This window comes from Kluyvera sp. CHPC 1.2972, assembly GCF_036759925.1.
Taxonomy (GTDB): domain Bacteria; phylum Pseudomonadota; class Gammaproteobacteria; order Enterobacterales; family Enterobacteriaceae; genus Kluyvera.
On record NZ_JAPKIB010000003.1, the window covers coordinates 137,840 to 151,994 of the forward strand.

13 protein-coding genes are annotated in these 14,155 nt (G+C 56.8%); 4 read left to right on the top strand and 9 right to left on the bottom strand.

Features of this window, described 5'->3' with window-relative positions:
* The first annotated feature begins 14 nt into the window (after positions 1-14).
* Together V6944_RS06660 and V6944_RS06665 are read left to right on the top strand one after the other, a co-directional pair.
* Positions 15-968 carry an AraC family transcriptional regulator gene (locus V6944_RS06660; protein WP_333498357.1) on the top strand — a complete coding sequence of 318 codons (954 nt, stop codon included), beginning with the start codon at positions 15-17 and terminating at the stop codon, positions 966-968.
* A 169-nt stretch (positions 969-1,137) separates the two neighbouring features.
* A complete protein-coding gene (locus V6944_RS06665) occupies positions 1,138-2,505 on the top strand; it encodes an MFS transporter (RefSeq protein ID WP_333498358.1) in 1,368 nt (455 codons plus the stop codon).
* 80 nt (positions 2,506-2,585) lie between these two features.
* Here V6944_RS06665 and V6944_RS06670 read toward each other — a convergent pair whose 3' ends face one another.
* Both V6944_RS06670 and V6944_RS06675 read right to left on the bottom strand, forming a co-directional pair.
* A complete protein-coding gene (locus tag V6944_RS06670; protein ID WP_333498359.1) occupies positions 2,586-2,882 on the bottom strand; it encodes a DUF406 domain-containing protein in 297 nt (98 codons plus the stop codon).
* Positions 2,883-3,085: 203 nt separating this feature from the next.
* Positions 3,086-4,702 carry a peptide ABC transporter substrate-binding protein gene (locus V6944_RS06675; protein WP_333498360.1) on the bottom strand — a complete coding sequence of 539 codons (1,617 nt, stop codon included), beginning with the start codon at positions 4,700-4,702 and terminating at the stop codon, positions 3,086-3,088.
* Between the two features lie 192 nt (positions 4,703-4,894).
* Here V6944_RS06675 and mpaA point away from each other — a divergent pair, with 192 nt between their 5' ends.
* Positions 4,895-5,614 (top strand): murein tripeptide amidase MpaA, encoded by a 720-nt coding sequence (gene mpaA, locus V6944_RS06680; protein WP_333498361.1) that lies wholly within the window; start codon positions 4,895-4,897, stop codon positions 5,612-5,614.
* Here the strand turns inward: mpaA and ycjG are convergent.
* Positions 5,605-6,570, bottom strand: coding sequence for an L-Ala-D/L-Glu epimerase (ycjG, locus tag V6944_RS06685; protein ID WP_333498362.1), 966 nt, complete (start codon positions 6,568-6,570; stop codon positions 5,605-5,607). The two genes, mpaA and ycjG, sit on opposite strands and share 10 nt — an antisense overlap.
* Before the next feature lie 100 nt (positions 6,571-6,670).
* Here ycjG and tpx point away from each other — a divergent pair, with 100 nt between their 5' ends.
* Positions 6,671-7,177 (top strand): thiol peroxidase, encoded by a 507-nt coding sequence (gene tpx, locus V6944_RS06690; RefSeq protein WP_333498363.1) that lies wholly within the window; start codon positions 6,671-6,673, stop codon positions 7,175-7,177.
* 47 nt (positions 7,178-7,224) lie between these two features.
* On the opposite strand, the gene tyrR is transcribed toward tpx, so the two are convergent.
* The 6 genes from tyrR to V6944_RS06720 form a co-directional block, all read right to left on the bottom strand.
* Positions 7,225-8,769, bottom strand: coding sequence for a transcriptional regulator TyrR (gene tyrR, locus V6944_RS06695; protein WP_333498364.1), 1,545 nt, complete (start codon positions 8,767-8,769; stop codon positions 7,225-7,227).
* A gap of 228 nt (positions 8,770-8,997) precedes the next feature.
* A complete protein-coding gene (locus V6944_RS06700; protein ID WP_333498365.1) occupies positions 8,998-9,702 on the bottom strand; it encodes an ABC transporter ATP-binding protein in 705 nt (234 codons plus the stop codon).
* A complete protein-coding gene (locus V6944_RS06705; RefSeq protein WP_333498366.1) occupies positions 9,689-10,525 on the bottom strand; it encodes an ABC transporter ATP-binding protein in 837 nt (278 codons plus the stop codon). The genes V6944_RS06700 and V6944_RS06705 overlap by 14 nt, the downstream gene beginning before the upstream one ends.
* A complete protein-coding gene (locus V6944_RS06710; protein ID WP_333498367.1) occupies positions 10,518-11,351 on the bottom strand; it encodes an ABC transporter permease in 834 nt (277 codons plus the stop codon). The genes V6944_RS06705 and V6944_RS06710 overlap by 8 nt, the downstream gene beginning before the upstream one ends.
* A complete protein-coding gene (locus V6944_RS06715) occupies positions 11,351-12,400 on the bottom strand; it encodes an ABC transporter permease (RefSeq protein ID WP_333498368.1) in 1,050 nt (349 codons plus the stop codon). The genes V6944_RS06710 and V6944_RS06715 overlap by 1 nt, the downstream gene beginning before the upstream one ends.
* Positions 12,401-12,477: 77 nt before the next feature.
* On the bottom strand, positions 12,478-14,046 hold the full coding sequence (locus V6944_RS06720; RefSeq protein ID WP_333498369.1) for an ABC transporter substrate-binding protein: 1,569 nt from the start codon (positions 14,044-14,046) through the stop codon (positions 12,478-12,480).
* Between the last annotated feature and the right edge of the window lie 109 nt (positions 14,047-14,155).

A 14,155-nucleotide genomic window follows, 5' to 3' on the forward strand; every position in this document is an offset into this window, starting at 1 on the left:
TGGAGAAGGCCGTCATGGACCCTTTATCAGACGTACTGCAGCTTCTTTCCGCCCGCAGCTACATCACCAGCGGGCAGTCAGCCGGTGAGTGCTGGTCCATGCGCTACCCCGGTTTTTCCGGGATGAAATTTATTGCGCTGCGCAAAGGTACATTGTGGTTCCGGCTGGAAAGTGAACCAGCCTGGCGAAAACTCACCGCGGGAGATGGGGTGATTCTTACGCGTTCGGCCCCGTTTATTATGGCCTCTGACCCTGAGCTCGTGCCCATAAATTCTGAACAGGTCCCTTATCAGAAGCGCAATGGCATCGCTGACTATGGCGGCGACGAAAGCCTATTGCTGGCCGGAAAGATGGAGATCGACCAGACTGGCGCCGGGCAACTACTGGACGCCCTCCCGGTGGTTATTCCCATCAATACCGGTTCAGAATCCTCCTCTACCCTCAACTGGTTGATGGCGCGACTCCACGAGGAAAATATGTCACTGCGTCCGGGCGCGTCACTCGCTGGCAACCATCTGATGCAGCTGGTCATGATTGAAGGGATCCGAAGTTGGATTTTATCAGAAGAGCAGGCCTTGAACGGGTGGCTGGGCGCGCTACGCGATAGTCGGATCCTCGCGGCCCTGGTAGCGATACATGCCGAGCCGGAAAAACCGTGGCAGCTTGCAGAGCTAGCCGCAATTTCAGGGATGTCGCGCGCAGGTTTCTCCAGACGCTTTACCGAGTCGGCCGGAACTTCACCGTTGAATTATCTGACCCGCTGGCGGATGCACATCGCCAGCAGAGCGCTTCGACTGACCAAAGAACCGGTAAAACAACTGGCCTGGCGATTAGGGTATGCTGCTGAGAGTACATTTTGCACCGCATTCAAGCGAATCTATGGCGAGTCCCCGACTGCGCATCGCGCGACATACCTTGAAGGCCCTGTTCACCCTCTGTATGCTTTTCATCCAATCGACTCGAAATGAGATTTTGACAAAACAAATATGGATTATTGATTATTAATAATCTCATAAAATGGCGATACCCTTTTACGGTAAGTTTTGCTGCTTTTTATCAGGGAGACCTGATACTCAGTAGCCGTTTTAACCCTGTCTGCGGATAACGCCGGCAGCACCGTAACGAAATGGGAATTATATGGCCAGTCAAACGACGGCGCAAAAGCGTCTGTTTACCTTTGCATCCTGCCTGGGAATCGTGCTTGTTCAGCTTGATGTCAGTATCGTTAACGTCGGGCTGCATTCGCTTAAAGTGGCCTATGACGCCACCGTATCTGACCTGGAGTGGGTCATTAATGCCTATGCCCTTGTTTTCGCAGCGCTGATGCTCAGTTCAGGAAACCTTGTCGATCGCTTTGGTTCTAAAAAAACCTTTATCACCGGGGTCGCCATCTTCATTTTCGCCTCGGTATGTTGTGCCCTCTCCCCGACGATTTACTGGCTTGATGTTATGCGAGGAATACAGGGTATTGGTGCAGCGTTACTGCTGCCAAGCTCCTTGACACTGCTTCGGCAATATTTCGCCGATGCCCGTGAGCGATCAGCGGCAATTGCCATGTGGGCCGCCGCGGGCTCTCTGGCACTGGTCGCAGGCCCTGTCGTCGGCGGTGTGCTGATTAAGTACTGCGGCTGGAAAAGCATTTTTCTTATCAACTTTCCGCTGGGGCTCGTCAGTATCGCGCTTATTCAGTCTCTGGCTCCGGTTAGCCCAATTGCCCCCGTACGCATTAATTTTCTGAACCAATCTTTTATCGCTGCAAGCCTGGCCCTGCTGACATTTACGCTCACCGAAGCGGGACAATATGGCTGGAGCAGCCCCATTATTCTGACTACGCTCGTGCTGGGGATAGTGCTGCTGGTGTCCAATAGACGCAGGGATAAACATTCACCGAATCCAGTCATTGCCCGGGACGTGCTCTCTAGTAAATATATCCCGAGTGCGGTCATGGTCGGCTTTCTGTGCAATCTGGTTTTCTATGGCGCGGTATTTATCTTCAGTATTTTCTTCCAGAATCAGCTTCATTTGTCCGCGCTGGATGCCGGGATTGCCTTTATGCCGATGATGGCCGTCACTGCATTAGTCAATTTTTCATCGAAATGGTTTTCTTCATGGTATTCCATCAGGAGGTTGTCTCTTCTGGGCAGCGGGATCAGTATGCTGGGGTTTATCATTGTGATGTTCGTTACGCCAGCGTGGAGCGCCTACCAACTCTTTATTCCCATGGTTCTTCTCGGTAGCGGAACCTCCTTTGCCATGCCGATAATGACCAACCTGATACTGTCGCAAGCGTCCCATCAATCCGCTGGTTCAGCGTCAGCGTTTTTTAACTGCGCCAGACAAATGGGAGGCGTCAGCGGTGTAGCCATTTTTGGGTTACTTCTGAATGCGGAGTCGGACATGACGCAGGGCTTGAGAACGGTGGCATTTGCCGCCGCGGTGATGACGGTCATCTGGATTATTGTGGGTTATCGAAAGCTGCCAGCCTGTAAATTAAGCGAACTATAACGCAAAAAGACAGGTAAGCGTTTCCGCCTTACCTGTCTTCTGAAAGACTCTTCCCGATGAGAAAGACGGGAATGCTACGCTTAGAATGCCGATCTCAATGATAATTCGAAAATAATCATTTCAGCCTGGCAAGAGAACGTCACCGAAGCATTCAACTTCACGTCGTTATCGGCTTTCACTACCTGATAAGTCACCACGGCGTCTTCATCCGATGATGCTGCTGCGGCCAGTTTCTTAATCTTAGCCACGGCAAGCTCAGCTTCATTTTCCGATGGGAAGATACGCTCAATAACGCTGGTACAATTATCATTCTCAATGATGGTACCAATATCGATTGCACACCCTTTGGTACTGCATTTATCCACTACGTCTTTCATGATGATAACCTCGTATGTTTCTTCCCAAGATAAGACTCTGCCGATGGAAAGTCCAACCATTAATAGGGTTAAAGATTACCGTTTTTGAGATTAAACGCTGCGTATTTGCCAATAGAGCGGGGTTGTTGCTTTATTTAACAAAATACGTGATGTTTTCAACCAATCGTGGTGGTTGCCTGACGTTATCAGGCAACCAGTACTCATCAATGCTTCACAATATACATCGTATGCGTATAAGCCACATCTTCCGGATTGGTGATCGGGTAGCCTTTTACCCACGGCTTGATCAACCGCCCGTTGGTGTACTGATAGATAGGCGCAATAGGCGCTTTCTCGGCCAGTATTTTTTCGGCGGTGTTGTAATCTGCGTTACGCGCCTCGGCGGTGTTCTCCAGCGTCGCCTGGCGGATCACTTTGTCATACGCCGGGTCGCTGAAACGGGAAATATTGCCGGTGTTGGTGGAGGTCAGCAGCGACAGGAAGGTTGACGGCTCGTTATAGTCTCCCACCCACGACGCGCGGATCACGTCGAAATTGCCGGTGTTGCGGCTATCAATATAGGTTTTCCACTCCTGGTTTTGCAGCTTCACGTCAACGCCGAGGTTTTTCTTCCACATCGACGCCACCGCAATCGCGATTTTCTGGTGGTTTTCCGAGGTGTTGTACAGCAGCGTCAGCTTCAGTGGGCGATTCGGGCCGTAACCTGCCGCCTGCAGCAGCATCTTCGCCTGCGCGTTCAGTTCGGCCTGGCTGCTTTGCGCCATCTCAGAGGTCTGCGGTTTAAAACCAGCGGTCACATCAGGGGTGAAGCGCCATGCCGGTTTCTCACCGGTGCCTAAGACCTTCTCAGCGATAATCCGGCGGTCGATGGTCATGCTCAGCGCCAGACGCACGCGCGCATCGGCGGTTGGCCCTTTTTGGGTGTTAAACGCGTAGTAATAGGTACCCAACTGCGCCGGAGTATAGACCTGACCCGGCAACTCTTTGAGTAGCTTCTGATACTGGTTTTTCGGGAAGGATTCGGTGATATCGATATCGCCCGCCAGGTAACGTTTGGTGGCGGAGGATTCCTGGTTGATGGGGACGAAAGTGACTTTCTGAATAATCGTCTTCGCGTTATCCCAGTAGTATTTGTTCGGTACCGCCACCAGCTTCTCATTCACCACGCGGTCAGCCAGCACGTAGGCACCGTTGCCAATAAGTTTACCTGGGCGCGTCCAGTTCTTATCACTCTCGACATTGGCTTTGTTGACCGGGTAGAGCGAGAAGTTGGCGGTCAGGTTTACAAACCACGGCAGCGGTTTATCCAGCTGTACACGCAGAGTATGGGCATCTACCGCGCTCACGCCCAGCGTTTCGGGTTTAGCTTTACCATCAATAATATCCTGGGCATTGCTAATACCCGCCAGCGCGGCAAACCAGGCAAACGGCGACGTGGTTTTCGGGTCAACCAGACGCTGCCAGCTGTAAACGAAGTCCTGTGCCGTGACTGGCGTACCGTCGGACCATTTTGCATCGTTGCGCAGGGTGAACGTCCAGATACGCTGATCGTTCGTCTGCCAGCGGGTGGCGACGCCTGGAATGATATTGCCGTTGGCATCCTGGTTCACCAGCCCTTCAAACAGATCGCGAATGACCTGAATCTCCGGCAGCCCCACCGCCTTTGCGGGATCTAATGAAGCGGGTTCATCTTTGATGTGGCGAACCAGCTCCTGCTGCTTCGCCAGCACCGTTCCGGCGGGAACGTCGGCCGCGACGGCGATAGAACTCAGACCTGATAGCAAGACGGCGCAACAGGTCAAGGTGAACGGTAACTTCATGTCATCCCCTTAAAATTGGCAAACCCACACAACTTGATGAAAATATTATTTGTTTCAGTCGCGGTAATTGCAAACAACATGTCACATAAAGTTGATATATCCCCGGCAATATCTCTCAGGGAAACTATTTGATTCGCGGATGATTTTGCACAACACTGCTCAATATCCCCATTGCGTATCAGGACTCAGCGTATGTCAGCCACCCGCCCTCGCGCCCAGCGCGGCGCGTTCCCGCCCGGAACACAACACTATGGTCGTTCTCTGCTTGGGGCTCCGCTTATCTGGTTCCCCGCCCCATTGGCTGGCCCGCAGAGCGGTTTGATCATTGCCGGTACGCACGGCGACGAAAATTCTTCGGTCGTGACCCTCTCCTGCGCGCTGCGTACGCTGGCAACGGATCTTCGTCGTCACCACGTGGTGCTGGCGGTAAACCCGGACGGCTGCCAGTTAGGTCTGCGCGCGAACGCAAACGGGGTGGATCTGAACCGCAACTTCCCGTCGGCAAACTGGAAGGCGGGCGATACGGTGTACCGCTGGAACAGCGCGGCGGAACAACGCGACGTGGTGCTGCAGACCGGTAGCCGCCCCGGCTCCGAACCGGAGAGCCGGGCGCTGTGTCAGCTGATTCATCAGATTAACCCGGCATGGGTGGTGTCATTTCACGATCCGTTGGCCTGCATTGAGGACAGCCGTCATAGCGAGCTGGGGCAATGGCTTGCCGGGGCATTCAGCCTGCCGCTGGTCAGCAGCGTCGGCTATGAAACGCCGGGATCGTTTGGCAGCTGGTGCGCCGATATTGGCCTGCACTGCATCACCGCCGAGTTCCCTCCTGTCTCCTCCGACGAGGCCAGTGAGAAGTATCTGGCGGCGATGACGGCGCTGCTCCACTGGCAGTCAGCGCATCACAAGTGAAGCTCACCGCAGGTAAAACGCAGCGCGGGCTGCGCGTCGGCGGCAAGCCAGGTCGGGCCGTCGAGGTCGGCAAAGCGAACCTGCGGTGCCAGCGGTAACGCCGCTTCAATGGCCCGCGAGGTGCACAGCATGCAGCCGAGCATCAGCGCAAAGCCCTGCGCTTTGGCCTCGGCGGCCAGCGCCAATGCTTCAGTCAAACCGCCGGTTTTGTCGAGTTTGATGTTGACCATCTCATAGCGTTCGCGCAGCACGGGCAAATCTTCCCGAGTGTGACAGCTTTCATCGGCACAAATCGGCAGCGGATGGATAAAGTGGCTAAGCGCATCGTCCTCCCCGACCGGCAGCGGCTGTTCCAGCATCGCGACGTTCAAATCGGCCAGCAGCTGGCAGCGTGCGGCGAGCCCATCGACATGCCAGGATTCATTGGCATCAACAATCAGCGTGGCATCCGGCGCGGCAGCGCGGATAGCAACCATACGTTCGCTGATAAAATGGTTGTCGAGTTTGACCTTAAGCAGCCGGGCACCGCTTTCATATAGCGCTTTCGCACTCGCCGCCATCTGCTCAGGCGTGCCGATCACTACCGTCTGCGCGGTGGTAATGGTCTCCGGCAGGCGAATGCCCAACTGGGCCACCACGTCGCTTTGTAGCAGGTGGGTTTCCAGGTTCCAGAGCGCGCAGTCCACCGCGTTACGCGCGGCCCCGGCCGGCAGCAGCGTGGCCAACTGTTCGCGAGTTAACCCCTGTTCCAGCGGTTCTCCCAGCGCCATGATTTGCGCCATCACCGAAGCGATGCTTTCGCCGTAGCGCGGATACGGCGTGCACTCACCCACCCCTTTTACGCCATCCTGCTCCAGTTCGACCACCACGACCTTCGCTTCACTGCGGCTCCCGCGGGCAATGACGAAGGGGGTATGCAATGGCCAGGCTTCTTCGAAGACTCGCAGCTTTCTCATTTTTGCTCCTTACAATCAGGCGTAAATAGGGTTTGCCGTGTTAACACCTGTTGTCATACACTAGGGTTGACGTTAACTATATGTAAACAGGAAGATAATCATGTCGCAAACCGTACATTTCCAGGGCAATCCCGTTGCTGTTCAAGGTTCTATCCCACAGGCGGGCGATAAAGCTCAACCGTTTACGCTGGTGGCAAAAGATCTGTCAGACGTCACCCTGGGCCAGTTCGCTGGCAAACGTAAAGTTCTGAACATTTTCCCAAGCATCGATACCGGCGTCTGCGCGGCATCTGTGCGTAAATTCAACCAACTGGCTGGCGAACTGGCCAACACCGTGGTGCTGTGCATTTCCGCTGACCTGCCGTTCGCGCAGTCTCGCTTCTGCGGCGCAGAAGGCCTGAGCAACGTGGTTACCCTGTCCACCCTGCGTGCTCCAGAATTCCTGCAGACCTACGGCGTAGGTATCGCAGACGGTGCACTGAAAGGCCTGGCGGCACGTGCCGTTGTGGTTATCGATGAAAACGACAACGTGGTGTACAGAGAGCTGGTGAACGAAATCACCAACGAGCCAGACTACGATGCGGCACTGGCTGCCCTGAAAGCGTAATCACCGCACCACAAAAGACAAACAGCCTCTTTTCAGAGGCTGTTTTTTTATGACTCTTCGCCCTTCTTGTTGCTCAGGCCATATTCCCGCAATTTATTGGCAATCGCCGTGTGCGATACGCCCAGACGCTTGGCAAGTTTTCGGGTGCTTGGATAGCTGCGATAAAGCTGCGTCAGCACTGAGCGTTCAAAACGGCGGGTAATATCGTCCAGCGAGCCTTCCATCGCCTCTTCGCCTACCGCCGCGCTCGACACATCGTTGTCCGGCAGCAACACATCCTGAGGACGCAGTTCGTAGCCATCAAGCTGGGTCAGCGCACGGTACACCGCATTCTTCAGTTGGCGAACATTGCCCGGCCAGCCGTAGCGGGTAAGCACGGTGTTGAGATCGGCAGAAAGTTTCGGGCGGGAGATCCCCTGCTCGTCAGCAAAGCGCGCCACAAACAGTTCGGTCAACGGCATGATGTCCTGCGGACGATCGCGCAGCGGCGGAAGATTGAGGGTCAGCACGTTGAGGCGATAGTAGAGATCCTCACGGAACAGCCCTTTCTGCACCAGCTCCACCAGGTTTTTCTGGGTGGCGCAGATAACGCGGACGTCGACATGCACTTCATGGTCTTCACCCACGCGGCGGAAGGTGCCATCGTTGAGGAAACGCAGCAGTTTGGTCTGCATGCGCGGCGACATTTCACCAATTTCGTCCAGCAGCACCGAGCCGCCGTTGGCCTGTTCGAAGAACCCTTTTTTACCCTCTGCGGCATCACCAAACAGCTCGCTTTCTACCGCATCTTCCGGAATAGAGCCGCAGTTCAGCGCCAGGTACGGTTTCGCTGCACGCGGGCTGGCCAGGTGGCAAGCGTGGGCTAGCAGATCTTTACCGGTGCCGGTTTCACCGACGATCAGCAGCGGTGCGGTCAGCAGCGCCAGCTTGCGCGCCTGATCCACCATCTGACGCATACGCGGGTTAACGGCCACAATCTGGCTGAACGCGCTGACGTCCTGGGTCGTCATGGTTTGTAGTTGGCGGCCCATTCGCAGCGTGGAGCGCAGCATTAATACGGCACCCGCCAGCACGCGCACGTCGTTTTCGCCGCTCAGATAGACCGGCGTCGCCTCCAGCAGGAAGTTTTGCCCATGAATCACCACATGCTCAGCGTGAGACTCCACTTCGTCGCTTTCAAACCAACGCGGGAAATTAAAGCCGCTAATCAGTTGCGCCACGTTGTGGTTACGCATTTTATCCTGGCTCATGCCAAACAGCTGACAGCTCGCTGGGTTCGCACGTTCGATTTTGCTGCGCGTATCCAGCGACAGCACCGGCTCCGGCATCGCTTCCAGCAGCGCACTCAGCGCCAGATGTTCACGTTCGGAGGGCATCCACGGGACGGTACGAACGTCGGTCACGCCCGCAATACGGCGGATTTCCGCCATCAGGCTGCTGAAGCTGGTGAAATCCAGCTCCGCAAAATTAAGGTAGATTCGGCCAACAGGGTCGATATCGATACCGCGCAGGTCAATGCCGCGTAGCACCAGAAGATCGAGCAGTTCACGGGTCAGACCGAGACGGTCTTCACAAAAGACTTCAAGACGCATGGGAGTGTTCACCCTTATAAGCCAAAGACGTATGAATCATAAGACACTTATTCGCTGGAGTGAAGATGAGTGTCAACAATTATTGACAGTATGGCGGAAAAATGGGCGTTGTGCCGTAAAGTTATGCGTTCATCAAATGAACGATCGGTCGATCGTAGCCCGGCCGAACGAAGTGACGCCGGGGAAATCCCGGAGTCGGTGCTGTCGCACCTCGTCCGGGCTACATAATTATCCCATCCGATGCTCGCCACGCTCCAGCGCGTTACGGCCAAAGAAACGCTGAATCACCCCACCCGCCATAAAGGCCGCGCGGTCGGACATATGCGCAATCACATCCGCATCGTGACTCACCAGCAGGTAGGTCATACCGTGGTCCTGCTTCAGGCGATTAAGCAGGTTCAGGATCTCCGCCTGCACCGACATATCCAGCGCCGACGTAGGTTCATCGAGCAGCAGGATTTTGGGCCGCAGCAGCAGCGCGCGGGCAATCGCCACGCGCTGACGCTGGCCGCCGGAAAGCTGATGCGGATAGCGGCTGGCGGCATCGGCGGGCAACCCCACCTGCTCCAGCGCCGTCTGCACTCGTGCTTCAATGTCCGCTTCACCGTGAATACTCAGCGGCTCGGCTAGCGTACGCCACAGCGTATGGTTCGGATGTAGCGAAGCGTACGGGTCCTGGAACACCATCTGCACATTGCGGCGCAGTTCACCCTGGAAACGTGCACCGGGGGTAATCGGTGTATCGAACAGCGAAACCAGCCCGCCCCACTCGCGCTGCAGACCGGCGATAACCCGCAGAATGGTCGATTTCCCGCAGCCGGATTCGCCAATCAGGCTGAAAGTCTCACCCGCGTTGACGTGGAAACTGGCCGCCGACACCGCCGTTTTCTCGCCAAACGTCACCTGTAACGCCTGAATATCAACGATCGCCATGCGCCGTCTCCTCAAAGTTCTGACTGCGATCCAGCGTCGGCAGCATCTGACCATAGGTCTGCGCGTTCGGGCGGCAGGTCCATAAGGTGCGGGTGTAAGGGTGCGTGGCCTGCGGTAAATCACGAGCCGCCATCTCATCCACGCCGTTACCCTGATACATCACCAGTACCCGGTCGCAGTGCTGAGCGACCAGCGGTAAATCGTGGCTAATCAGCAGCATCGCCATCTGTCGCTGCTCGCACTGCGCCACCAGCAGCTCGAGGATCTGGTTACGCAGACGGGCGTCCAATGCTGAAGTAGGTTCATCGGCAATCAGGACTTTAGGGTCGTTAATCAGCGCAATGGCAATCATCACCCGCTGGCCCATACCGCCGGACAGTTCGCCCGGATAGCGGTTCAGCACCGCCACGTCGAGCCCCATTGCCAGCACCGCGGATTCACACTTTTCCTGTCGCGCGCGGCGGTTCAGACGCTGATGCAGGGTGAGCGCCTCTTCCAGTTGCTCACGCACCGTTTTCACCGGGTTCAGCGCATAGCGAGGGTCTTGCAGCACCATGGCGATATCATTACCCCGCAGCGCGCGCCAGCCGCGCGCATTCAGGGAGAGCACATCATGGCCGAGCACGGTTAGACGGTCGGCGCTGACGATACCCGGCTTGCGCACCAGCCCCATCAACGCCCGCGCGGTCATCGACTTGCCGGACCCGGATTCCCCCACCAGCGCCAGACGCTCGTTGCCGAGCGTGAAGCTCATATTGTTAACCACCCGCGCGCGGGGATAATCAATATTCAGCCCCTGTACAGAAAGGCGTTGTTCAGTCATGTTGCGGCTCCAGAACGTCACGTAAACCATCGCCCAGCAGGTTAAACGCCAGGCTGGCAATCAGAATCGCCGCACCTGGGGCGGCGGCAATCCACCACTGATCAAAGATCACCTGCATGCCATCGGCGATCATCGCCCCCCACTCCGCCATCGGCGGGCGGGCGCCCAGACCGAGGAAGCCTAAACCCGCAGCGGCCAGAATGATCCCCGCCAGATCCAGCGCCAGACGTACGATCGCCGACGGCAGACACAGCGGCAGAATATGGCCGACCAGCAGGCGCAGGCCGCGAATCCCCATCATCTCGGCGGCGGCTAAATAGTCGCTGTGCCGCAGACGCTGGATTTCGCTGCGCGCCTGTCGTGCATAGGCAGGCCAGGTGGTCAGCGCCAGCGCTAACGCGCCGTTAACCAGCCCTGGGCCCAGCATCGCCACGAAAGCGAAGGCCAGAATCAGACGCGGCATCGACATCACCACGTCGGTAAAACGCATCAGAATGCGCTCCAGCCAGCCGCCGTAATAGCCGGAAAGAATGCCAATCAGCAGCCCGACCGGCAGCGTAATCACCGTCACCAGTGCCACCAGCCCCAGTGCCGGACGAGTACCGTAAATCAGCCTTGAGAGCAGGTCGCGCCCGTAGCTGTCGGTGCCGAGCCAGTGCTGCGCGTTGGGCATTTGCAAACGCGCGGCGGCGTCCTGCCAGTTGGGATCCTGCGGCGCAAGCCACGGCGCCAGCAGCGCCGTGAGTACCAGCACGGCAATAATCATCAGCCCGCAGCAGGCCGCAGGCGAACGCAGTAATCGGCGCAAAAACAGAGATGATGGCATCAGCGAACCCTCGGGTCGGTCAGCCGCACCAGCACATCGGTGAGGTTATTAATCAACACAAAACAAACGCCAATCAGCAGCGTTCCCCCCATAATCGCCGCCGTATCGCCAGCGAACAGCGCCGTCGTCAGGTAGCGGCCAATCCCCGGCCAGGAGAACACCGTCTCGGTCAGCACCGCGCCTTCTAGCATTGAGGTATAGGCCAGCGCGATAACCGTCAGCAGCGTACCGCGAATATTCGGCAGCACGTGACGCAGCAGAATGCTCATCTCGCCTGCCCCTTTGGCGCGTGCCAGCAGGATGTACTCTTTGTTCATCTCGCTCAGGCAGGCGGAACGCGTGAGACGCGTGATACTGGCCAGCGAATAGTAGGCCAGCAGTAGCACCGGCAGCACCAGATGGCTGAACGCGTTGCGGAAAGCCTCTTTGTCGCCGGAAAGCCAGGTATCAACCAGCGCAAAGCCGGTTTTGGGTTCGATGGTGAACTGGTAAATGTCGTCGAGACGACCGGGGCCAGGGCTCCACTGCAGCTTCGCGTAGAACAGCGCCAGCATCAGCAGCCCGAGCCAGAAAATCGGCACCGAGTTACCCAACAGCGTCAGCGTTCGTACGGCAAAATCCCAGGGAGAACCGGCGTAGCGGGCGCAGAGGACGCCAGCAATCACGCCGAACACCGCGCCGATAATCAGCGCCAGTGTGGCGAGTTCAAGCGTCGCAGGAAAGGCGGCCAGCAGATCGTGCAGCACCGGTTGCCCGGTGGCGCTGGCGGTGCCGAGATCGCCATGGAACAGGTTGACCAGGTAGTGCCAGAATTGTACCGGTAGAGAACGGTCAAGGCCCAACTGATGGCGAACCTGATCGTAGGTCGACTGGCTGGCGTGGTCGCCAACAATTTGCAGCACGCGGTCAACGGGTGAAAGCGCAGAGAGCGCAAAGGTGGCAAGCAGCAGACCCAGCAGCGTGAGCGCGAGCGTTAGCAAGCCCTGAAAAAGCGCAGTCAGTAACCGACGAGTTCGCTGCGCGGTGGGATTCGGTAAAGCGGCGGGCATGGGTATTTCCGTATATCAACGAGAAAACGACAATGGCCCGGACGGTTTACGCCGCCGGGCCAGGGTTATCTGACGGACTATTTGGTCACGCGGTCGTACCAGACCATATCGGCGTTCAGCCCTTGCTGGTAGCCCTTCACGTTGTCGCGAACCACAATCTGCGTTTTGCCCTGATCAATAAAGACGTACGGCGAATTACGCTGCAGCTCTTCCTGCATTTTTTTGTACAGGTCGAGGCGTTTTACGACGTCCGGTTCCGCAACCGCCGCCAGCGTGGCTTTATTCAGCTCGGGAATCTTCCAGCCGTTCAGCCCCGCTACGGTGCTGGATTTACCGTCATTGAAGGCAAAGGCGCTGGCGTTGGAATGCGCATCGAAGTAGTCCGGGATCCACAGACGAATCGCCGCCTGATGCTGCTTCGCACGCACGCGAGCGTAAACCTGGCTGCCCGCCGCTGGCAGCAGATCCACCTTCACGCCGCCTTGGGCAAAGCTTGCCTGCATCGACTGCGCGATGGTGATAAACGGCGGTTTGTTTTCCACGTCGAGGGTAAAGTGGGCGTCTTTGATGCCCGCTTTCGCCAGAATTTCTTTGGCTTTGGCAGGGTCAAACTTAAACGGCGTGTTGTCCAGCGCGCCCGGGAAACCGACCGGCAGGAAGCTCTGATGCACAAAGTACTGCCCTTTCAGCAGATCTTTGGTGATACCGTTGTAGTCCACCAGCCAGCGCGCTGCTTCCCAGAACGCAGGGTTCGCCAGCAGCGGGTTGGCGGTGTTCGCGGTGTTGAACACCACGTAGTTTTGCTCGGCAGACGGAATGCTTAAGACCTGCAAGCCCGGTTTGCCCTGCAGGGCGTCAATCTGATCGGCGCCGAGGTCGCGCGCCACGTCGGCATCGCCCTGTTGAATCAGCAGGCGGCGGGAGGCCGGATCCGGCACGTTTTTAATGATCACGCTTTTCAGCTTCGGTGCGCCGGTTGGCGAGGTGTCGTTGGCTTCCAGCACGATAGCCTGATGCGGCTGGTAGACGCGCATTTTGAACGCGCCGCTGCCCGCAGAGTGCATTTTCAGCCATTCGTTACCGAAGTCATTACCCTTCACGTTGGCTGCCACCAGCTTCTCATCCACAATCGAGGCAATGGGGGTGGAGAGAATATTCAGCGCCACCGACGGACTGACGTCAGCCGTCCAGCTTAGCTGCAGCGTATGGTCGTCAATTTTCTTCAGCTGGCTGGCAATGTTGCCTGGCTCCCAGCCGAGGACGTTAAGGATAAACGCCGGAGATTTGTTAAGCGTGACGGCACGCGTGTAGGAGAAGATCACATCTTCTGGGCGCAGCGGGTTGCCGGAGGCAAATTTGGCGTCGTTTTTCAGCTTGATGGTTAGCGTTTTTTTCGCCGCATCCGCCTGCCAGCTTTCCGCCAGAATCGGCGTGATTTTAGCCGGGTCGTTGCGGTCAGGCTGAACCAGACGCTGGTAGAGGCTTGGCACCGTCTGGATGCTGGAGAGCTCGTTGGCCTCCGCCGGGTCCAGACTGACAATATCGTCCAGACCCTGCGCCACGACCAGCGTGTTTGGCGGCGTAGCGGCATAAGCGGAGGCTGACAGCGCGGTCAGCACGAGTAACGGCAGCAGTTTTTTGGTCATCGGGACTTCCTGAAAATGAACGTGTTGTGGACGATTCAGCTAAAGTAGCGCTGCTTGTCACTTTCAGTAAAGATAAGTATAGAAATAGGTTATACAATTTTTGCATAAC

What these genes read in the sequence shown, in the direction of transcription:
- V6944_RS06675 (WP_333498360.1), bottom strand. Translation starts at nt 4,702, where the DNA reads ATGAAGTTACCGTTCACCTTGACCTGTTGCGCCGTCTTGCTATCAGGT.
- V6944_RS06665 (WP_333498358.1), top strand. Translation starts at nt 1,138, where the DNA reads ATGGCCAGTCAAACGACGGCGCAAAAGCGTCTGTTTACCTTTGCATCC.
- tpx (WP_333498363.1), top strand. Translation starts at nt 6,671, where the DNA reads ATGTCGCAAACCGTACATTTCCAGGGCAATCCCGTTGCTGTTCAAGGT.
- V6944_RS06715 (WP_333498368.1), bottom strand. Translation starts at nt 12,400, where the DNA reads ATGCCCGCCGCTTTACCGAATCCCACCGCGCAGCGAACTCGTCGGTTA.
- ycjG (WP_333498362.1), bottom strand. Translation starts at nt 6,570, where the DNA reads ATGAGAAAGCTGCGAGTCTTCGAAGAAGCCTGGCCATTGCATACCCCC.
- mpaA (WP_333498361.1), top strand. Translation starts at nt 4,895, where the DNA reads ATGTCAGCCACCCGCCCTCGCGCCCAGCGCGGCGCGTTCCCGCCCGGA.
- V6944_RS06670 (WP_333498359.1), bottom strand. Translation starts at nt 2,882, where the DNA reads ATGAAAGACGTAGTGGATAAATGCAGTACCAAAGGGTGTGCAATCGAT.
- V6944_RS06720 (WP_333498369.1), bottom strand. Translation starts at nt 14,046, where the DNA reads ATGACCAAAAAACTGCTGCCGTTACTCGTGCTGACCGCGCTGTCAGCC.
- V6944_RS06700 (WP_333498365.1), bottom strand. Translation starts at nt 9,702, where the DNA reads ATGGCGATCGTTGATATTCAGGCGTTACAGGTGACGTTTGGCGAGAAA.
- V6944_RS06710 (WP_333498367.1), bottom strand. Translation starts at nt 11,351, where the DNA reads ATGCCATCATCTCTGTTTTTGCGCCGATTACTGCGTTCGCCTGCGGCC.
- tyrR (WP_333498364.1), bottom strand. Translation starts at nt 8,769, where the DNA reads ATGCGTCTTGAAGTCTTTTGTGAAGACCGTCTCGGTCTGACCCGTGAA.
- V6944_RS06705 (WP_333498366.1), bottom strand. Translation starts at nt 10,525, where the DNA reads ATGACTGAACAACGCCTTTCTGTACAGGGGCTGAATATTGATTATCCC.
- V6944_RS06660 (WP_333498357.1), top strand. Translation starts at nt 15, where the DNA reads ATGGACCCTTTATCAGACGTACTGCAGCTTCTTTCCGCCCGCAGCTAC.